Below are 19,958 nucleotides of genomic sequence, written 5' to 3' on the forward strand. Positions count from 1 at the left end.
GCCATGGCCCAGCGCGGCTTTACCCTGCTGGAGATGCTGGTGGTGATCCTGTTGATCGGCATCGCCGCCGGCATGCTCGGGCTCGGCGTGCGCCAGGGCGTGCAAGTGGCCAAAGAGCGGCGGGCGGTCGCGCAGATGGTCGAAGCGCTGCGCAGCACACGGGCCACGGCGATTGTGAGCGGCCAGACGGCGCGCACCGAATTCGACCTGCAGCGCCTCACGTTCCAGGCGCCGGGCCGCGCGCGGCAGCCGTGGCCGGCAGAGCTGCAGGTCAGCGTGCACAGCGCGGAACAACTGGGCGCGGCCATCGAGTTTTATCCCGACGGCAGCTCCACCGGCGGCCACCTGTCAGTGGCCAACGGCCCCCGGCGTTGGCGCATCGACATCGGCTGGCTGACCGGCAGCGTGCAGTCCAAGGCCCTGCCATGAAGCGCCAGGGCGGTTTCACCTTGCTCGAAATGCTTGCCGCGCTGACGCTGATGGCGCTGTGCAGCAGCGTGCTGCTGGTCGCGTTCGGCCAGAGTGCGCGCTCGTTGGCGCACGTCGCCCGCAGCGATCGGCTTACCCAGGCGGCGCTGAGTGTGCTGGACCAGGAAGCCGCGGGGCGCCTGGTCGAAGGTCGCCGCCAGGGCGAGCTCGATGGCATCCATTGGCAACTGAGCGTCACCCGCGAGCAATCGCAGCTGTTGCGCCTCGACCTGAGCGTCAGCGAGGGCCCGCACCAGGCTCGCTTCAGCACCCTGAAGGCGCGCCTGTGAAGCGCGGCGAGCAGGGCTTTACCGTGCTGGAAATCCTTGTGGTGCTCAGCTTGCTCAGTGGGCTGCTGGTACTGGTGAGCGGTGCGCTGCTGGGCGCCAATCGAGCGGTGGCCAAGGCCCAGCGCTATACCGCCAGCCTGGATGAACTGCGCGCCGCCCAGCAGTTTCTGCGCACGGCCATCAGCGAGGCGCTGCCCCTGGATGTGAACGAAGACGACAGCCAGGTCGAGGGCTTTTTTGTCGGCACGTCCGAGCGCGTGCAGTTTGTCGCGACCTTGCCCGGTGTGCTCGGCGGAGGGATTCAGCGCTTTACCGTGCAGCGCGTCGCGCAGGATCTGCAGGTGGCGTTTTCGCAGTCGGCGTCCCAGCCCACGGCCCTGCGCGATACGCCGCAAGTGCTGCTGAGCAACCTGCGCGCCGTGCAGTTCAGCTATCGCGGCGTCTCGCCCCTGGGCCAGCCGACCGGATGGCTCGACGCATGGCCGTGGCCGCGGCGCCTGCCCGCGGCGGTGCGTATCGCCGTGCAGGTCGACGGGCCGGTGGCCTGGGTCACCCAGGTGGTTGCCCTGCGCCTGAACCTGTCCAGTGGCAGCGTCGAAGAATGACGCGCCAACGCGGGGCGGCCTTGTTGCTGGTGCTGTGGGTGCTGGCCTTGCTCAGCGTATTGCTCGGCGGCCTGGCCGGTTGGGTGCAGTTGGAAAGTCGCCAGGCACTGTGGCTGCGCCAGCACACCCAGACCGTGCTGGCGGCCGAAGCCGGAATCGCCCTGGCCATGGCGGACCGGCGCTGGATTGCCGAGGGGCGCGACAGGTCCCTGCGCTTTGACGACGCCGATTTGCGCGTCAGCCTGCGCAGCGAGCGCGGCAAGTTGTACCTGGTTAACGCCGAGGCGGATGACCTTATGCGCCTGGCCCTGGCCTGTGGTGCCAGTCGGGCCCAGGCCGGTCAGTGGGTCAAGGCCCTGGAGACACGGCGCAATCAGGGCCAGGCGCCGTTGCGGGTTTTGGAAGAAGTTCGCCAACTGCCCGGCATGACCCAGGCGCTGTACAGCCGGTTGCTGCCCGAAATCACCCTGTGGAGCGACCTCGATCGCCCCGATCCGGCCTTCGCCAGCCCGCTGATGCGCCAGGCCCTGAACCTGCCGCACCAGACGGCCGAGGGCGCCGACCCCGGCGAAGTGCTGGAAGTCGACAGCCGCGCCACGCGCCCCGGCGGTTACCAGGCGCGGCTGCGCGTCACGGTTTTATTGAGCCCCACGGAGGACAGCGCGCAACCCTATCGGGTGCTGCGTTGGCAAGAATGAATCGACTCGAACCCCTCGCCCGCTATTGGCGCGGCAGCCTGTTGCGACAAGGCTGGCACCTGTGGCTCAGCGAGCTGCGCGATTGTCTGCCGGCCTGGCGGGTACTGCGCGAGCCGCCGGAGCAGATCCACCTTTGGCCGCTGACCGCGCCGGTGGCAGCGGGCAGCGCGCGCCAGGTGCTGATGCTGGCGCCCGACGCCGTGCTGCACCAGACCGTGCAGTTGCCCCTGGCCGCTGCGCGCAATCTGCGGGCGGTGGTCGGCTACGAACTGGACCGCTACACGCCATTCGAGGCCGAGCAGCTGTACTTCGTCGCACGCCAGGAACGGCGCACGCCGAGCCACCTTGATGTGACCCTGGTGGCGATCCTGCGCGAGCGCCTGGACCCGATCCTCAGCGAGTGCGCGGCCCTCGGCTTGCGTCCCCATCGGGTGGATGTGCTCAACCTGGGCATCGACCTGTTGCCCGCGCCCCTGCGCCCGCGCCAACGCCCGCCGGGCATGGGCTTGCAACGCAGCCTGCCGTGGCTGTGCGGCGCCTTGCTGATCGCGGCGATGCTGCTGTGGCTCAACGACCGCCAACGCGTACTCGACGTCATGCGCGACAGCGTGCGCCAGCAACACGCCCAGGTCGCCGAGGTGCACGCGCTGCGCCAGCAATTGCTCAACACCCGCGGTGCGGCGCAGTACCTCACTCGGCGCAAATGGGCGCAACCGCCGCTGGCCGCGTTGCTCAATGACCTGAGCACCTGCCTGCCCGCCGACACCTGGCTGGATCAACTGGACGTCAAGGACGGCGAGGTCGCCTTCTCCGGGCAGAGCGCCGAGGCCAGCGCCTTGATCACCCGCATCAAAGGCTGCCATAGCCTGGAGAACGCCCAGTTCGAAGGGGTGATTCAACCCGACGCGCGTACCGGCAAGGACCAGTTTGCCTTGCGCGCTCACTTACGCCAGGAGACCGTCGATGCGCCGCCCCCTCACGCCCCGTGAACGTCGCGGCGCGGCCTTGCTGCTGTTGGCCGTGCTGCTCGGCGCGGCCTATTGGCTGTTGATCGACAGCTGGTTCGCCGGCCCCTTGCGCGAGATGGGCGAGCAGGCCGAGCAATTGCGCGAGCAACAGCAACGCTACGCCGGCGTGCTGCGCCAACGCGATGCCCTGCGCCAGCAGCTTGAGCAGGCGCAGCAGGACCCGGCCAGCAGCACCAGCCTGTTGCCGGGGGATGACCCCGATGCCGTGGCCGCCGACCTGATGCAACGCCTCGCCGATCTGATCAACAGCCAGGCCAACCTCGGCGGCGGCTGCAACCTGACCCAGCGCAAGCCCATCACGCCTGAGCAGGACGGCAGTGAGCCCTATCGCCAGGTCCAGGTCAGTCTCACCCTCGACTGCGCCATCGAACCGTTGGCGGCGGTGTTGCACACGCTGGAATACCAGCCGCCGTTTCTGTTCGTCGATGAACTGCGCATCCGCCGCAACGACGACGCACCGGCCAGTGGCGGCGCGGGCAAATTGCGCGTGCACATGTTAGTGCGCGGCTACCTGCAACCGCAGGTGGCGCGATGATCAGTGCACTGCGTCCCCTGGAATGGGGCTTGCTCGGCCTGGCCGCCGCGCTGGGCGGGTTGATGGCGGTGATCCTCAGCAGCCTCGGCGACGAGCCGCAGTGGCTGCCCGAACCCAGTGCCCGCGCCCACCTTTCGGCCACGCTGCCGGTGGCGCCCAGCGTGCCGTTGGACAGCCTCGCCGCCACCTGGCAGGCACCGCTGTTCAGCGCGGATCGCCGCCCGGACCGGACAGTGGGCCAGGCCCAGGTGTCGAGCCTGGCCAACCTGACCCTCAGCGGCATCATGATCACCGGCAACCTGCACATGGCCATGCTCAAACAGGCCGACGGCCGTGCGCTGACGGTCCGCCTGGGCCAGACGCTGCCCAACGGCTGGCGCCTGGACCACCTTACCCCGCAATCCGCGCGTTTCACGCTGGACGGCCGCACGCACACCTTGAGCCTCTACGCCAAGCGCCTGCCGCCGCCGTCCACCCGGCCACCGACTTCTCTTCCCCGCGAGCCCCTCCCTTGATCGATATGCGCCCCTCAACGTTTTGCCTGGCCACCGCCCTTGCCCTGGGCGGCTGTGGCTCATTCCCCGACCGCCTGCAATCGGACGACGATCTGCTACACGAGGCGATGCAAGGCACCGGTTCGCAACGTCCGCCGACCGAACAGCCGCCGGCCGAAAGCCCGCCGCCGACGACCAAACCCCCTGCACAGCGCCAGTTGATTCGCGGCAACCAGCAGTTCGTGCGCCCCCCTAAGGCAACCGCAGAAGGGAATGCTCAGAGCGTCGGCGATATCGTGTTCAACTTCCAGGATCAGCCGATCGAGGCGGTGATCAACAGCGTGATGGGCGACCTGCTGCACGAAAACTACAGCATCGCCCAGGGCGTGAAGGGCAGCGTCAGCTTTTCCACCTCAAAACCGGTGGACAAACAGCAGGCACTGTCGATTCTCGAAACCCTGCTGTCCTGGACCGACAACGCCATGATCCGCCAGGGCAACCGCTACGTGATCCTGCCCGCCAACCAGGCGGTGGCGGGCAAGCTGGTGCCGCAGATGCACGTGGCCAAGCCGTCGAGCGGCCTGTCGGCGCGGCTGTTTGCATTGCGTTATATCTCGGCCACCGAGATGCAGAAACTGCTCAAGCCGTTCGCCCGTGACACTGCGTTTTTGCTGGTGGACCCGGCGCGCAACGTGCTGAGCCTTGCCGGCACGCCGGAGGAACTGGCCAACTACCAGGACACCATCGACACCTTCGACGTGGACTGGCTCAAGGGCATGTCCGTGGGCGTGTTCGGCCTGCAACGCGCGTCGGTGGCCGAACTGATGCCGCAACTGCAAGCCCTGTTCGGCCCGGACAGCGGCATGCCATTGGCCGGCATGCTGCGCTTGTTGCCGATCGAGCGCACCAACTCGGTGGTGGCGATTTCTTCCCAGCCCCAGTACCTCAGCGAGGTGGGCGACTGGATCCGCACCATCGACGAAGGCGGCGGCAACGAGCCGCAGATGTACGTCTACGACGTGCGCAACATGAAGGCCTCGGACCTGGCCAAGTACCTGCGCCAGATCTACGGCACCGGCGCGATCAAGGACGACACCCCGGCCAGGGTCGCGCCGGGACTGCGCACCACCACCTTGTCATCGCTCAACGGCAATACCGGCGGCTTGCAGAACACCCCCGCGCCGGTCGCCGACGAACCCGAGGCAGCTCCCGAGGTGACAGACACCGCGCCGGACAAAAGCCTCGAAGCCGGCACACGCATCACCGCGCAGAAAAGCAGCAACCAACTGCTGGTGCGCACCCGTCCGGCGCAATGGAAAGAGATCGAAGCCGCGATCAAGCGCCTCGACAACCCACCGCTGCAAGTGCAGATCGAGACACGCATCCTCGAGGTCAAGCTCACCGGCGAACTCGACCTTGGCGTGCAGTGGTACCTGGGCCGGCTGGCCGGCAATTCCACCAGCACCACCGTGGCCAACGCCTCCGGCAGCCAGGGCGCGCTGGGCGGTGGCGGGGCCGGGCTGGGGGCTGCGGATTCGTTGTTCTATTCGTTCGTCAGTTCCAACCTGCAGGTGGCGTTGCACGCCCTGGAAACCAATGGCCGCACCCAGGTGTTGTCGGCGCCGTCGCTGGTGGTGATGAACAACCAGCCGGCACAGATTCAGGTGGGGGACAACATTCCCATCAGCCAGACCACCGTGAACACCGGGGATGCCGACACCACCTTGAGCAGCGTCGAGTATGTGCAGACCGGGGTGATTCTGGACGTGGTGCCGCGCATCAATCCGGGGGGCCTGGTGTACATGGATATTCAGCAGCAGGTCAGCGATGCCGAGAGCCAGAGCAGCACCAGCGACACTCCGGTGAACCCGCGTATTTCCACGCGCTCGGTGTCGACCCAGGTGGCGGTGCAGAGCGGGCAGACGGTGTTGCTGGGCGGCTTGATCAAGCAGGATAACGCCGAGAGCGTCAGTGCCGTGCCCTACCTGGGGAAGATCCCGGGGTTGCGCTGGTTGTTCGGCTCGACCAGCAAGTCCAAGGACCGCACCGAGTTGATCGTGCTGATTACGCCCAGGGTCATCACCAGCAGCAGCCAGGCGCGGCAGGTGACGGATGATTATCGCCAGCAGATGCAGTTGTTGAAGGCGGCTTCTACAGAGGCACCGTAAACGTTGCGCAGGGGAGGTTGTTGCGAATTATTACGCCGAATGAGAAACTGGCGTAATTGTGAATAGTTATCATCATCACCAGCTCCCTTCTGCACCCGCGCGCATCCTGATCATCGAGGATGACGTCGAGCTGTGCACGCACCTGAGCACTCATCTGAGCCGGCGCGGCTTTGCCTTGAACAGCACCCATCGCGGCGATCAAGGCTTGGACCTGGCCCTGCATTCGCCGGTGGAACTGATCCTGCTGGACATCATGCTGCCCCACGAAAGTGGCCTGAATATCCTCGCGCGCCTGCGCCATGAGCGGGGTACGCCGGTGATCCTGATGTCGGCCCTGGGCGCCGAGCAGGACCGGATCACCGGCTTCAGCCAGGGCGCCGACGACTACTTGCCCAAGCCGTTCAGCCTGGCGGAACTCGATGTGCGCATCGACGCCTTGCTGCGCCGCGTGGCGATCGACTGCGGCACCCGCGCGCCGCCCGCCGCTGGCCGTCGTGCGGCATTGGATTTTGACCCCGATGCGCGGGACGTGTGTTTCAACGGCCACGCCGCCGGGCTGACGTCCTCCGAATTCCGCCTGTTGTGCACGCTCCACGAACACCGGGGCGAGGCGTTGAGCAAGGCCTTCCTCTACCAGCATGTGCTGCATCGGCCCTACACCCGGCTGGACCGTGGCCTGGATGTGCATGTGTGCAACCTGCGACGCAAGTTGACGGCCATCGACGTGCAGGGCCTGCGCATCGACGCGGTGCGTCATCAGGGCTATGTACTGCTGTGCGAAGGCGTCTGATGCGGTGTCGTCATCCACTGCTGTGGAAAATGGCCGTGCTGCACGTGTGCGCCTGCCTGCTGCTGGTGTGGCTGGTGTGGAACTGGGGCCTGCGGGTGGAGCGCAACACCTATTTTCTGGAACCGTCTGATCGGGTCGCCCTGGCCGCCTATGCCGCCGAGGCCGAACAGGTCGCGGCCCGTGGCGATGCGCAGGCGGTGGAGCGCTGGCGGCTGGCGTTGCAACAGCGTGAACACACCTGGGTTGCGGTGCTGGACGAGCGCCTGCAGAGCCTGGGCACGTCGCCGCTCAGCGCCTCGCAGATCGGCCACCTGACTTTCATGCGCAAGCTCAGTTGGCCGATGAGCAAACGCCTGGAGGATGAGCTGCCGTATGTGAGCATCGCCTTTCCCCAACACCCGGAGCGCGGGCGGCTGGTGATGCAATTGCCCGAACGCCTGTTGCCGCCGGGGCTCACGCCGTGGACCCATGTGTTGACCCACGGCGTGGTGCCGGTGCTGCTGGCACTGGGCCTGGGATTGGTGCTGTATCGCCACCTGGTGCAGCCGCTGAACGAACTGCGCGAGCGCGCCAACACCCTGAGCGGCGGCGACCTGGCGCCCCTGGCCAGCAGCCGCGTCACGCGGCGCCCGGATGAACTGGGCGAGTTGGCCCGCGCCTACGAGCACATGGCCGAGCGCCTGCGCCAGAGCCTTGACCAGCAACGCCAGTTGCTGCGCACCTTGTCCCATGAAATCCGCACGCCCCTGGCGCGCTTGAAGATCGCCAGCGAAAGCGGCCTGCCACCCGATCAACTGGAACAACGCCTGGCACGTGAGGTGGAAGACATGCGCCGGCTGGTGGACGACTCCCTCAACCTGGCCTGGCTCGACACCGAAAAACCGCGCCTGCCGACCGAAACGGTGGTGGTGGCCTCAGTGTGGGAAGCCTTGGTGCAGGATGCACATTTCGAAACCGGCTGGTCGCTGGAGGCGCTGGTGTGTGAGCTGGACAGCACCTGCCAGTTGCGCGTGCACCTCAACAGCTTTGCCCAGGCTCTGGAAAACGTCCTGCGCAATGCCATCCGCCACTCGCCGGCACACGGTGTGGTGCGCTTGAGAGGCCGGCGCGATGGCGACAGTTGGTGCCTGGTCGTCGAAGACCAGGGACCGGGCGTGGCCGAGGCCGATCTGGAACGCATCTTCGATCCCTACCTGCGCCTGGACGGCACCCAGGGCAGCGGTTTCGGCCTGGGCCTGAGCATCGCCCGGCGCGCCATCGAACTGCAGGGCGGCGAGTTATGGGCCAGCCGTGGCGCCCAGGGGCTGCGCATGAACCTGCGCCTGCCGGCGGCAAATGTTTAGAAAGTTAATGTTCTTTACTCGCAATTGCATCTGATTATCATCGGCGATCTTTGATGGCCTGCCGCTATCGGTCGGGCTGACGTTTGGAGATCCCCGCATGTTCCGCTTATCCCTGCTTGCCGTGAGTATTTGCAGCCTGTTGCCCGTCAGCAGTTTCGCCGCCGAGGCCGACGCGCCCGCGTCGCTGGAACTGCCGACCCAGACCGTGTTGGGCACCGCACAGGAAGAGATCAAGCAGATGCCCGGTGTGTCGATCATCACCGCCGACGACATCAAGAAGCGCCCGCCGGCCAACGACCTGTCGGAGATCATCCGCACCATGCCCGGCGTCAACCTCACCGGTAACTCCAGCAGCGGCCAGCGCGGCAACAATCGTCAGATCGACATCCGTGGCATGGGCCCGGAAAACACCTTGATCCTGATCGACGGCAAGCCCGTCAGCAGCCGCAACTCGGTGCGCTACGGCTGGCGCGGCGAACGTGACAGCCGTGGCGACAGCAACTGGGTGCCGGCCGATCAGGTCGAGCGCATCGAAGTCATCCGTGGCCCGGCGGCGGCGCGTTATGGCAACGGTGCGGCGGGCGGCGTGGTGAATATCATCACCAAGCAACCGGGCAGCGAAACCCATGGCTCGGCGACGATCTACCACAACTTCGCCCAGCACAAAGCCGAAGGCGAGACCGAGCGCATGAACTTCGGCCTCAACGGCCCGCTCACCGACACTCTCAGCTATCGCGTGTATGGCAACATCGCCAAGACCAACGCCGACGACGCCGACATCAACAGCGGCCACGAATCGACCCGCACCGGCAACCAGCTCGGCACCTTGCCGGCGGGGCGCGAAGGCGTGCGCAACAAGGACGTCAACGGCCTGCTCAGCTGGAAGATGACCCCCGAGCAAACCCTCGACCTGGAGGCCGGTTTCAGCCGCCAGGGCAACATCTACACCGGCGACACCCAGAACACCAACAGCAACGCCAACGTCAAGAGCATGCTCGGCCATGAGACCAACATCCTCTACCGCGAAAACTTCGCGCTGACCCATCGCGGCGAATGGGATTTCGGCAGCAGCCTGGCCTATCTGCAATACGCCAAGACCCGCAACAGCCGCATCAACGAGGGCCTGGCGGGCGGCACTGAAGGCATCTTTTCCAGCACCGACTTCTACACCAGCGTACTGCGTGACCTCACCGCCCACGGCGAGGTCAGCCTGCCGCTGCACGCCGGTGTCGACCAGGTGCTGACCCTGGGCACCGAGTGGGTCGAATCCCGGCTCGACGACCCCAGCGCCAACACCCAGACCACCACCGCAGGCGGCAGCGTCGCGGGCCTGACGAGCACCAACCGCAGCACCACCTCGTCGGCGCGGATCTTCTCGGTGTTCGCCGAAGACAACATCGAACTGTTCCCCGGCACGCGCCTGACCCCGGGCCTGCGCCTGGATCACCACGATATCGTCGGCGACAACTGGAGCCCGTCGCTCAACCTATCCCAGGTGCTCACCGACACCCTGACCCTCAAGGCCGGCATCGCCCGCTCCTACAAGGCGCCGAACCTCTACCAGCTCAACCCCAACTACCTGCTGTACAGCAACGGCCAGGGTTGCTACGGCTCGACCAAGAGCTGCTACCTGCAAGGCAACGCCGACCTCGAGGCCGAAACCAGCGTCAACAAGGAACTGGGCATCGAGTATCGCCATCACGGTGTGGTCGCCGGCCTGACGTACTTTCGCAACGACTACAAGAACAAGATCGAGTCCGGCCTGACCCCGGTCGGCACGGCATCCGGCGGCACCGGCACCACCGCCAATGCCAACGTGTTCCAGTGGGAAAACGTGCCCAAGGCGCTGGTCGAAGGGCTTGAAGGCAACCTCACGTTACCGCTGGCCGAGTCGCTGACCTGGACCAACAACTTCACCTACATGCTGCAATCGAAAAACAAACAGACCGGCGATGTGCTCTCGGTCACGCCCAAGTACACGCTCAATTCCATGCTCGACTGGCAAGCCACCCAGGACCTGTCCCTGCAGGCCAGCGTCGCCTGGTACGGCAAGCAGACGCCGAAAAAATACGACTACCACGGCTACCGCGTGACCGGCACCGGCAACCAGCAACTGTCGCCGTACGCCATCGCCGGCGTCAGCGGCACTTACGCGCTGACCAAGCACCTGAGCCTCACCGCCGGCGTCGATAACGTCTTCGACAAACGCCTGTGGCGCGAAGGCAATGCCCAGGGCGTGACCAACATCGAAGGCGCGGGCGCCGCCACCTACAACCAGTCCGGCCGCACCCTGTACACCAGCCTGACGGCGTCGTTCTGATGGGCCGCGCATTCTGGCTCGCGTTGTTGTTCACCTCGTGGGTGCAGGCCCGGCCGGCCCCCGATCAAGTGATGGAGGCGCCGGTGCTGCGTGAGGCCAGCGACTACCAGTTCAGCACCCTGGAACTGGACTCCGCCGACGGCGCCCGGCACTACCGCCTCTGGCTCGGTCGCCCGCTCAAGGTCACGGCCGCCAACCCGGTCGCGTATTTGCTCGACGGCAACGCGGCCATGGCGGCACTGGACACCGCGCTGCTCGACCGCCTGTCCCACAGCGCCACGCCGCCGGTGCTGGTGGCGGTGGGCTACGCCACGCCGCTGCGCATCGACCGCAACGCGCGCACCTTCGACTACACGCCAAAGGTGGGCGAGGGCGCCCAGCGTGATCCGCTGACCGACCTGCCCAGCGGCGGCGCGGAGGCGTTCCTGGATCTGCTCACGCAGCAGATTCGCCCACTGATCAACCAGCGCCTGGAGATACAACCCAAGCGCCAGGTGTTGTGGGGGCATTCCTATGGCGGATTGCTGGTGCTGTACACACTGATGACCCGCCCGGACGCCTTCGACGAATACGCCGCCGCCAGCCCGTCGCTGTGGTGGAACAACGGCGTGATCCACCCCGAGTGCCTGGCGCAGCGCCTGAACGGCCAGCGACCGACGTTGCTGTTGATGCGTGGAGACGAGGAGCCGGCAAGCCCGGCGATGCGCACCGGGCCTACGGGCAAACAGGATGGCGCAGCGACAGAATTACTCTTGGCGCTGCGCCAGGTGCAGGGGTTGAACGTGCGGTACCAGGCGTTTCCAGGCTTGAGCCATGGCCCGATGTTGCCAGCCTCGCTGCGCTACACCCTGGAAAACCTGTAGAAGCGAGCTTGCTCGCGACGAACGCAAGGGCACCGCGTTTAATCTGGCGCTGCGCGTTATCGGGCGGCAGGCGCGTCGTCTTACCCCTGGCCCAGCGCGCTTCTGTGCACTGGGCGCAGGGTTTCGTCGATCATCCAATGCGGCTCGCCAGGCCGGATGCAGATACCGCCTACCCAGCGTTCGTGCGACCCATGGTCGGGCCAGTAAGTCTGCCGGTTGAGCACCTGATGACCCAGCGGCGTCAACCCCAGCACGCGCCGAGGCCAGTCCAGATGCGTCTCGGTTTGCGTGAGCAACGGCTGCTTGCCCTCGATCAACGGTCGCAACAGTGCATGAAACATCATGTCCCCCAGGAATGGCAGCGGCTCGCGCTTGGCCATCAACTGCGCGAACACGCGTCCAAACGGCATCGGCCCGGCTTCGGCGAGGCAGGTCAGGGCCAGGCGTTCGGTGAGTGACAGGCCATCGCGGATCCCCGGCAATTCCTGCAACTGGCGCAACAGCGCCGGTGCCAGTAAGGGCAGCGCGGGATGGTTGCCGTGGGCCAGTTGCGCCCAGGCCGTCGGTGTCGGGGCGCAATACGCCGACCAGGCCTGTTTGGCCAGTTGCAGCGCGTCGTCACCGATCAAGCGGCGCTGCGGCCATAACCAGGCGAGGACGTCGGGCGCCAGTTGGCCGATGCCGATAAACCGCTCGACGCCGGGAATGCGATCCACCTCGATCAGCTCCAGCCGGGGTGGCACATGATCGAGGCCGGCCAGTGCGCGGATCAGGAACAGTTGGTCATAGGCATCCGCCTCGCACCACAGCACGCTGTGTTCGGCGTGGGCCAGGGCTTCGAGTTGCTGGTATTCGTCGTCGACGCGGCGCGCCACCTCCGTGCTGTCCATGGCAAAGGCGTGGCTGATAAACGCGCTGCGCAGGGCGCGGAATGCTTCGGCGGGCAGCTCGCGAACCGGGCCCATGCACAGCGGGTCGCTGAGCATCTGGAAACGCCCCTTGAAGCCGGCCAGTTGCAAGCTATGGGCGATGTCGTTGCCGCAGCGCCAGTGGGTGGTGCGGGCTTCGTCGCTGGCCTCGAAGTCGGGATGGCGGGCGGCGAAGTCGAGGGCGTCGACATGGGCTTTGAGCTTGGGCCAACTGCTGAAGCCCAACTGTTTGGCGATCTGCCATTGGGCCTGGGACAAGGTGGCGTCCGGGTCGTGGATTTTTAGCTGCGCCAACCATTCCTTGGCGCGCTTGCGCTGTTGCTCAAGGTTGAGACGGCCATCGGTGTTCGAAGAAACAGGGCGTTGCGACATACGAGCTCCTTGCACAAACCTTTTCCGCTTCAAGGTGGGGAGTCGTAGAAATGAGGTGTTGCGTGAGTGTCCTGGGCGCAGCCCTTTCCGCGGAAGGAGGCGTAGAGAGCGCCCGGCGGGAAATATAGGCAGTGCCGTGCGCGATTGCAAATGGCGTGTTCCTGCCCGTTGACCGCGAAGCGCCGAGCCACCGGGGTGGCGACAGGTTGAACTTTTTCATGAAAACTGTGCGCGCCTGCCTCACCATGGCGCCCGACGAATTCACCAAGGAACCCCGCGTCCATGAGCGCACTGATCGAAACCCGCGCCCTCACGCGCCTGGACGAACGCCGCCAGGTGCCGTTGCTCCAGCCGACGGATTTCAGCTTGAACCGTGGCGACCGCGTGTCGATCACCGGTGCCTCCGGCTCCGGCAAAAGCGTGTTCCTGCGCGTGCTGGCGCTGCTGGATGCACCCAGCGCGGGGCAGATCCTGTGGAATGGCCAGGTGATCGCCGACGCACAAATCCCCCATTACCGCAGCCACATCAGCTACCTGTCCCAACGCCCGGCGCTGATCGAAGGCACGGTGGAGGACAATCTGCGCTTTCCCTTCAGCCTCAAGACCCTGCGCGGGCGGCGCTTCGAGGCGCAGGCGGTGACCACGCTGCTGGCGCATGCCGGCAAGGCCGCGGACTTCCTGGACAAGCGCGCTGCTGACTTGTCGGGCGGCGAGTCCCAGGTGGTGTCGCTGATCCGCACCTTGCAGCTCGACCCCGAAGTGCTGCTGTTGGATGAGCCCACCGCAGCCCTGGACCCCACGTCCTCTCGCGAAGTGGAAGCGTTGATCAACGCCTGGTTTGCCGGCGATAAAGCCCGCGCGTGTATCTGGGTGTCCCACGATCTGGAACAGGCCCGGCGCATGAGCGACATCCACTTGCAGATGAGCGCAGGCGTCTTGAGCGCGGTGGCCCGGCCATGAACTATCAAAACCTGAGCGCCCTGGACATGGGCATCGCCGCGTCACTGATCCTGATCAACGGCGCGCTGTCGCTGCTGCTGCGCCTGGGCCTGGGCCGCCAGTTGCTGTGGGCGGCGGTGCGCACTGTGGTGCAACTGTTGGCCATCGGTTACCTGCTGGGCTGGGTGTTCGAATTCGCCTATTGGTACGTGGTGCTGCCGTTGATGTGCGCGATGACGCTGATCGCCGGCCTGTCGGCGGCGGGGCGCGGGCGGCGTACCTATCGGGGTCAGCGGGTCGACAGCATCCTGTCGGTGTGGGGCAGTTCGTGGCTGGTGACGGCGGTGGGGTTGTTCGCGGTGATCCGCATCCACCCGTGGTACGAACCGCAGTACGCGATCCCGATCCTCGGCATGATCCTCGGCAATACCCTGACCGGCGTGTCCCTGGGCATAGAGCGCATGACCCAGGAACTGACCACCGGACGCAACACCATTGAGATGATCCTGGCCCTGGGCGGCACACGCTGGGAGGCTGCCCAGGAAGCGATCCGCCAGGCGGTGCGCGCCGGGATGATCCCGACGCTCAACCAGATGACTGTGGTCGGCATCGTCAGCCTGCCGGGCATGATGACCGGTCAGGTGCTGGCGGGGGAGAGCCCGGTGGACGCGGTGCGTTATCAGATCGTGATCATGTTCCTGATCGCGGCGTCGTCGGCGCTGGGCACGGTGGGGGCGGTGCTGCTCACGTATCGGCGCTTGTTTTCCAGCAGCCATCGGTTTCTGCGTGATCGGCTTGAAGAACGCTGATCGTCGGGATGATTGTTTCAGCGGGTGAAATGCTCGATTGTAAAACCTGGTGATTCCATCGACCGGGGCAGCGGCGGAACATGCGTGGTGTCGAACCCCAACCTTCTGGAGCTTTTCATGTCTGCGCATCCGATCAAACTCTATGGTTTCAAGCTGTCCGGCCACTCCCATCGCGTGGAGCTGATGTTGTCCCTGTTGGGGCTGTCCAGCGAATTCATCCTGGTCGACCTCAAGCAAGGCGCCCACAAGACGCCGGAATTTCTCGCCACCCTCAACGCTTTCGGCCAGGTGCCGGTGATTGATGACAATGGCACCGTCCTTGCCGATTCCAACGCGATCCTGGTCTACCTCGCCACGCAATACGGCAACGGCCTATGGCTGCCGGCCGACGCGCTGGGGCAGGCCCGCGTACAGCGCTGGCTGTCGGTCGCTGCCGGGCAGTTGCATGTCGGCCCCGCCACCGCTCGCCTGGCCCTAGTGTTTGGGGCGCCGGTCGACCTCGACGCCGCCATCAGCCGCTCCCACGCCTTGCTGGCAGTGGTCGAGCAGCAACTGAGCCAGACCCGCTTCCTGGTCGACGCGCAGCCGAGCATCGCCGATATCGCCCTCTACACCTACGTGGCCCACGCACCGGAAGGCAATGTGTCGCTGGCCGACTACCCTCATGTACGCGCCTGGCTGGCGAGCATCGAAGCCTTGCCAGGGTTTGTCGGCATGCCGCGCACGGCGGTGGGGCTGCAATCACAGTAATCCTCACGAGGCGTGTCGATGGACCGATTCCATGAAATGCAGGTGTTCATCGCGGTGGCCGAGGAGGAGGGCTTTGCCGCCGCCGCGCGCCGCCTGAACACCTCGCCACCCAGCGTGACCCGGGCCATCGCCGCCATGGAAGCGCGCATCGGCACCCAACTGCTGGCGCGCACCACCCGCAGCCTGCACCTGACGGAAGCAGGCCAGCGTTATCTGGACGATTGCCGACGCATTCTTGCCGAGCTGGAGGAGGCCGAGGACGCGGCGGCGGGCAGTTATTCGATCCCTTGCGGTCACCTCACCGTGACCGCGCCGGTGCTGTTCGGCGAGCTGTACGTGGCGCCGGTGCTGGGCGAGTACCTGGAGCGGTTTGCCCTGGTGAATATCCAGGCGTTGCTGGTCGATCGGGTGGTCAATATGAGCGATGAAGGCGTCGATGTGGCGGTGCGCATCGGTCATCTGCACGACTCCGGCCAGCAGGCGATCACGGTGGGGGAAGTGCGCCGGGTGGTCTGCGCATCCCCCGCTTATCTCGATCAACACGGTCGGCCGCAGCATCCCGCGCAGTTGCGTGACGCCAGGCTCGTCACCTCATCCGCCAGCCAGCAGACGGGTGAATGGACCTTCACCGAGGGCGGCCAGCCGCTGACGGTGGCTATCGAACCGCGGCTGGTGGTCACCGCGAACAATGCGGCGATCAACCTGGCGCGATTGGGCTGGGGCGTGACGCGGGTGCTGTCCTATCAGGTCGCGGCGGCGGTGGCGGCCGGGGAACTGGAGATTGTCCTTGAGGATTTTGAGCCGGCGCCGCTGCCGATCCAGGTGGTGTTCCACCCCAGCGTCCGCGTGCCGGCCAAGGTCCACACTTTTGTCGACTTTCTCAGCCAGCGGCTTGGTCAGGACGCGGCCTTGAACCCGACACTGCAGCGGCGCGGCTGATGGAGCGTCATCACGATATGCAGCTGTTCGCCGCGCTGGCCGGGCAACCGAGCCTGGCGGCGGCGGCGCGCCGTGCCCGGGTGTCGGGCGCGACCCTGGTGCGCGCGGTGGCACGCCTGGAAGCACGCCTGCGCGTGGCGCTGCTGTTGCGCAGTACCCAGGGCGTCAGCATGACCGACGCCGGCCGCGCCTACCTGGCCGACTGCGTGCGCCTGCTGGCCGCCGTCGAAACAGCCGAAGCCTCGGCCAAGGGCTTGCAGGTGCAGGCCCAGGGTCATGTGCGGGTGTTCTTGCCGTTGCTGTTCAGTCGCTATGTGATGGCGCCGATCCTGGCCGACTACATGGACCGCCATCCCGATGTGCGCCTCACGCTCCGCTATCACGACTATTACCCGAACCTGCACGAAGAGGGCCTGGACGTGGCGATCCTGGTGGGCGAGCTGCCCAACTCATCGTTGATCGCGCGGACCGTCGGGCAGGTGCGCCCGATCCTGTGCGCCAGCCCCGATTACCTCGCCGCCCACGGCGAACCCCGGCATCCCGAAGCGCTGAAACAGCATCGCCTGATCGCCGGCGCCCATCGGGTCGACTGGGAATTCCAGGGCTATTCGCTCAAGGCCCGTGCGCGCTTGAGCTGCTCCACGGTGCAAGGCGCGATCAACGCGGCGGTGCAGGGCGCGGGGGTGATTCGATGCTTGAGTTACCCGGTTCATGACGCTGTGTGCACTGGGCAGTTGCGTCGGGTCTTATCCGCGTATGAACCGCCGTCGCTGCCCGTGCAGGTGGTGTACCGCGAAGGCCGCCATGCGCCGCTGCGCGTGCGCAGTTTTGTCGATCACTGTGTAACGGCCCTGCGCGGGCATCCGGCATTTCAGTTGGCGTAATACTGGATTGCCTGGGCTGGTTATTCCCTCGCTGGCGGGCTGGGCGCAGTCTTGTTACATCCCACATGGAGGCGATTGCCATGAACCCGATCGAACAGTCCCCCTGGCATGCCGGCGAACGGCAGCTGCAGGAAACGGTTGGCGTGGCCGAACGCATGGCCATGATCGGCCCCAAGGTGATTCGTGACCACCTGCCCGAACAGCATCGGGATTTCTATCCCTTGTTGCCGTACCTGCTGCTCGGCGTGGTGGATGAGCTGGGCATTCCCTGGGCGACGATGATTGAAGGTGCGCCAGGGTTTGCCCACTCGCCCGACCCGTACACCTTGCAGGTCGACAGCCTGCCGTCCAGCGGCGACCCGGCGCGGGCCGCCCTGCGCGAGGGCGCTGCCGTGGGCCTGCTGGGCATCGACCTCAACACCCGCCGCCGCAACCGCATGAACGGCCGCATCGGCGGGCGGGACCTCGAGGGTTTTTCGGTCGACGTGGTGCAGACCTTCGGCAACTGCCCCAAGTACATCCAACTGCGCCCGGTGGATGGGGTGGCGCGTAAACCGGGCACGCAGGTCGAACGCCTCAACGGCCTGGACGCTGCTGCACAAGCGATGATTCGCAATGCGGATACTTTTTTCGTCGCCAGCTACGTGGACATGGACGGCGAACGCTCGGTGGACGTATCCCATCGCGGCGGCAACACCGGTTTTGTGCGCGTGGAGGGCAATGTGCTGACCATCCCCGACTTTGCCGGCAACCTGTTCTTCAACACCCTGGGCAACCTGGCGGCGAATCCGGTGGCGGGGTTGTTGTTTATCGACTTCGATTCTGGCGAGGTGCTGCAGGTGGCCGGGCGCACGACACTGATCCTCGACGGGCCGCAAGTGGCGGCGTTCGAAGGCGCGCAGCGGTTGTGGACGGTAACGGTGGACCACCTCGTACGGCGCCCGGCGGCGTTGGCGTTGAAGTGGCAGGTTGGGCAGTTTTCACCGTTCAGTTTGGCGATGGGGCATTGGTAGGTGGTCGGGTCGGCAAGCCCGCTCGCCACGACAAACTCACTAGCCGCGACAAGCGCACTTGCCACAAAAGCCCGGTCGGCATCAGGCCACCGGACACTCCCGGTTCAATGCGTCATCTACCAATAACTGTGCGATCTCGATCATTTGCACCACTGCCAGCACGTGTTTGCGGTGTTGACCCTCGAGGTGTTCCGCGCAGTCGTATGCACAGACCGTCGCCGATTCCAGCATCTCGCTGGCATTGCTCAAGGCTGCTTCGGTGCTCAGGCCAGGACGAACGGTAAAGATTATTTCAGGGGGGCGGGTCGATGTTGGTCGAGGAGGACGGCGGGGGGGTGGCTTTTTTCATGGTGAAACTCCTATGAATGAGCACCTCCATTTCGCTACCACACGAAGTCAGGAGGCGACTGTACACGGGGTGGTAGACCGGTCATAGAAACCCGGCAGGCCGAAGCCTCCCATGCACAGCCACCACAAAGCAGCCCGCACAAAAAAACGCCCTTGAGCGTTTTGGGGTCTATGAGAGAACTGGGCTACCACACCCATTCGCTGAATTTGCAGCGACCCGCGAAGGTTAGCGACGAGGTTCATCGGACGCAACCCGACAGTTGCGTAAGAACGGTCCTGTGACCGGGGGGTAATCCGCTTATAACCTAAAAGCATTTTGCTATTCGATTCAGCTATTGGATTGTTCCTGAGGTAATGCCTTTAATTCGGAACCTAACTCATTGTTGTACGGAATAAATCGGCGCTTTCGGGCGTTGTAATGAGTCATCGTTGCGCCGTTGAGGTTAGCCATGAGCAACCCCGTTGCCCCCGAGCCCCTGGTCCGTCTGTTGGGCCTGTGCAAGACCTTTGGCGCGCAGTGCGCGCTGGATCAGGTCAGTCTGGATATCTATCCGGGCGAGGGCGTGGCGTTGCTGGGGCCCCGTGGTGCCGGCAAGTCGACGTTGGTGAGAATCCTCAGCGGCGCCCTGGCGGCGGACGCCGGGGAGCTGTGGGTCGATGGGCAGCGGCAGCGCTTTTCCTCGCCTTTGTCGGCGCGGCGGGTCGGGATCGTGGCGGTGCACCAGAGCCCCGACGACGCTATCGCCCCGGGCCTGAGCGTGGCCGAGAACCTGTTGCTCGATGAGCTGGGCCAACCCGACGCCGACTTCCTGCTCAACCGCAAAAGCCTGCTGCAACGCGCCCAGGCCATTGCCGCCGGGCTTGGCCTGGAGTTGCCGCTGCAACACCCGGTCGAGCGCCTGGGCCTGGCGGACCGGCAACTGCTGGTGCTGGCCCGTGCGTTCGCGCTGCAACCCCGGCTGCTGATCCTCGATGAACCTACCGCCGCCTTGTCTGAAGCCGATGCCGAACGTCTGCTCGGCCTGATCGACAGCCAGCGTGCGCGGGGGGTCGCAATTCTCTACATTTCCCAGCGCCTGTCCGATCTGCAACGGGTCACCAACCGCGCCATCGTCCTGCAAGACGGCCGGGTCACCGGCGACCTCAGTACCCGTCACTTGCCGAGCGCGGCCTACACCTTGTTCGGTGATATCACCGAAAACCCATCGGTCACCCCCGGCCAAGCCTTGCCGGTACCGTTCCTTGAGCGCTTTACCCGCGCCGGGTTCATTCGCAATCGTGCCGAGGGGCGGGCCGTGCAGGAGCAGGTGGCGGGGCTGGACGGCAGCGTGGCGGCGGACGTGCTGCCCTGCAGCAAAACCGAGCGCACCTGA

21 protein-coding genes are annotated in these 19,958 nt (G+C 65.6%); 19 read left to right on the plus strand and 2 right to left on the minus strand.

Annotated features, from left to right (window positions below; genetic code table 11):
* The first annotated feature begins 3 nt into the window (after positions 1-3).
* The 12 genes from ACLH0J_RS15285 (at position 4) to ACLH0J_RS15340 (ending at position 11,602) form a co-directional block, all read left to right on the plus strand.
* On the plus strand, positions 4-429 hold the full coding sequence (locus tag ACLH0J_RS15285; RefSeq protein WP_411392645.1) for a Tfp pilus assembly protein FimT/FimU: 426 nt from the start codon (positions 4-6) through the stop codon (positions 427-429).
* Positions 426-758, plus strand: coding sequence for a type II secretion system protein (locus tag ACLH0J_RS15290; RefSeq protein WP_411392646.1), 333 nt, complete (start codon positions 426-428; stop codon positions 756-758). The genes ACLH0J_RS15285 and ACLH0J_RS15290 overlap by 4 nt, the downstream gene beginning before the upstream one ends.
* On the plus strand, positions 755-1,363 hold the full coding sequence (locus ACLH0J_RS15295) for a prepilin-type N-terminal cleavage/methylation domain-containing protein (protein ID WP_411392647.1): 609 nt from the start codon (positions 755-757) through the stop codon (positions 1,361-1,363). Before ACLH0J_RS15290 ends, ACLH0J_RS15295 begins: the two co-directional genes overlap by 4 nt.
* Positions 1,360-2,061 (plus strand): type II secretion system minor pseudopilin GspK, encoded by a 702-nt coding sequence (locus ACLH0J_RS15300; protein WP_411392648.1) that lies wholly within the window; start codon positions 1,360-1,362, stop codon positions 2,059-2,061. The genes ACLH0J_RS15295 and ACLH0J_RS15300 overlap by 4 nt, the downstream gene beginning before the upstream one ends.
* Positions 2,058-3,050, plus strand: a complete 993-nt coding sequence (locus tag ACLH0J_RS15305; protein ID WP_411392649.1) for a PilN domain-containing protein — start codon at positions 2,058-2,060, stop codon at positions 3,048-3,050. The genes ACLH0J_RS15300 and ACLH0J_RS15305 overlap by 4 nt, the downstream gene beginning before the upstream one ends.
* Positions 3,025-3,624 carry a type II secretion system protein GspM gene (gspM, locus tag ACLH0J_RS15310; protein ID WP_411392650.1) on the plus strand — a complete coding sequence of 200 codons (600 nt, stop codon included), beginning with the start codon at positions 3,025-3,027 and terminating at the stop codon, positions 3,622-3,624. The genes ACLH0J_RS15305 and gspM overlap by 26 nt, the downstream gene beginning before the upstream one ends.
* Entirely contained in the window at positions 3,621-4,139 is a 519-nt protein-coding gene (locus tag ACLH0J_RS15315) for a hypothetical protein (protein ID WP_411392651.1), read from the plus strand. The genes gspM and ACLH0J_RS15315 overlap by 4 nt, the downstream gene beginning before the upstream one ends.
* 5 nt (positions 4,140-4,144) lie before the next feature.
* Positions 4,145-6,286: a type II secretion system secretin GspD gene (gene gspD, locus ACLH0J_RS15320; RefSeq protein WP_411392830.1), complete on the plus strand. Its 2,142-nt coding sequence runs from the start codon at positions 4,145-4,147 to the stop codon at positions 6,284-6,286.
* A gap of 58 nt (positions 6,287-6,344) precedes the next feature.
* The gene (locus tag ACLH0J_RS15325) at positions 6,345-7,076 is read left to right on the plus strand and encodes a response regulator transcription factor (RefSeq protein WP_411392652.1); all 732 of its coding nucleotides are present in this window, start codon (positions 6,345-6,347) and stop codon (positions 7,074-7,076) included.
* Entirely contained in the window at positions 7,076-8,419 is a 1,344-nt protein-coding gene (locus ACLH0J_RS15330; RefSeq protein WP_411392653.1) for a histidine kinase sensor domain-containing protein, read from the plus strand. The genes ACLH0J_RS15325 and ACLH0J_RS15330 overlap by 1 nt, the downstream gene beginning before the upstream one ends.
* 97 nt (positions 8,420-8,516) lie before the next feature.
* Positions 8,517-10,739, plus strand: a complete 2,223-nt coding sequence (locus tag ACLH0J_RS15335) for a TonB-dependent siderophore receptor (RefSeq protein ID WP_411392654.1) — start codon at positions 8,517-8,519, stop codon at positions 10,737-10,739.
* Positions 10,739-11,602, plus strand: coding sequence for an alpha/beta hydrolase (locus ACLH0J_RS15340; protein ID WP_411392655.1), 864 nt, complete (start codon positions 10,739-10,741; stop codon positions 11,600-11,602). The genes ACLH0J_RS15335 and ACLH0J_RS15340 overlap by 1 nt, the downstream gene beginning before the upstream one ends.
* An 80-nt stretch (positions 11,603-11,682) precedes the next feature.
* Here the strand turns inward: ACLH0J_RS15340 and ACLH0J_RS15345 are convergent, their stop codons facing one another.
* Positions 11,683-12,903, minus strand: coding sequence for a DUF1835 domain-containing protein (locus ACLH0J_RS15345; RefSeq protein WP_411392656.1), 1,221 nt, complete (start codon positions 12,901-12,903; stop codon positions 11,683-11,685).
* Between the two features lie 282 nt (positions 12,904-13,185).
* On the opposite strand from ACLH0J_RS15345, the gene ACLH0J_RS15350 reads away from it, so the two are divergent.
* The 6 genes from ACLH0J_RS15350 to ACLH0J_RS15375 all read left to right on the plus strand — a co-directional run bounded on the left by ACLH0J_RS15350 (position 13,186) and on the right by ACLH0J_RS15375 (position 18,237).
* Positions 13,186-13,863, plus strand: coding sequence for an ATP-binding cassette domain-containing protein (locus tag ACLH0J_RS15350; RefSeq protein ID WP_411392657.1), 678 nt, complete (start codon positions 13,186-13,188; stop codon positions 13,861-13,863).
* Entirely contained in the window at positions 13,860-14,651 is a 792-nt protein-coding gene (locus tag ACLH0J_RS15355; protein WP_411392658.1) for an ABC transporter permease, read from the plus strand. The genes ACLH0J_RS15350 and ACLH0J_RS15355 overlap by 4 nt, the downstream gene beginning before the upstream one ends.
* 117 nt (positions 14,652-14,768) lie before the next feature.
* A complete protein-coding gene (locus tag ACLH0J_RS15360) occupies positions 14,769-15,401 on the plus strand; it encodes a glutathione S-transferase family protein (protein ID WP_411392659.1) in 633 nt (210 codons plus the stop codon).
* An 18-nt stretch (positions 15,402-15,419) separates the two neighbouring features.
* Positions 15,420-16,340: a LysR family transcriptional regulator gene (locus ACLH0J_RS15365; protein ID WP_411392660.1), complete on the plus strand. Its 921-nt coding sequence runs from the start codon at positions 15,420-15,422 to the stop codon at positions 16,338-16,340.
* Positions 16,340-17,224, plus strand: coding sequence for a LysR substrate-binding domain-containing protein (locus ACLH0J_RS15370; RefSeq protein ID WP_411392661.1), 885 nt, complete (start codon positions 16,340-16,342; stop codon positions 17,222-17,224). The genes ACLH0J_RS15365 and ACLH0J_RS15370 overlap by 1 nt, the downstream gene beginning before the upstream one ends.
* Before the next feature lie 80 nt (positions 17,225-17,304).
* Positions 17,305-18,237: a pyridoxamine 5'-phosphate oxidase family protein gene (locus tag ACLH0J_RS15375; RefSeq protein ID WP_411392662.1), complete on the plus strand. Its 933-nt coding sequence runs from the start codon at positions 17,305-17,307 to the stop codon at positions 18,235-18,237.
* A gap of 81 nt (positions 18,238-18,318) precedes the next feature.
* Here the strand turns inward: ACLH0J_RS15375 and ACLH0J_RS15380 are convergent, their stop codons facing one another.
* The gene (locus tag ACLH0J_RS15380; RefSeq protein ID WP_411392663.1) at positions 18,319-18,486 is read right to left on the minus strand and encodes a DUF6124 family protein; all 168 of its coding nucleotides are present in this window, start codon (positions 18,484-18,486) and stop codon (positions 18,319-18,321) included.
* Between the two features lie 548 nt (positions 18,487-19,034).
* Between ACLH0J_RS15380 and ACLH0J_RS15385 the strand changes: the two genes are divergently transcribed.
* A complete protein-coding gene (locus ACLH0J_RS15385; RefSeq protein WP_411392664.1) occupies positions 19,035-19,958 on the plus strand; it encodes an ATP-binding cassette domain-containing protein in 924 nt (307 codons plus the stop codon).

This window comes from Pseudomonas sp. MPB23, assembly GCF_046605395.1.
Lineage (GTDB): Bacteria > Pseudomonadota > Gammaproteobacteria > Pseudomonadales > Pseudomonadaceae > Aquipseudomonas.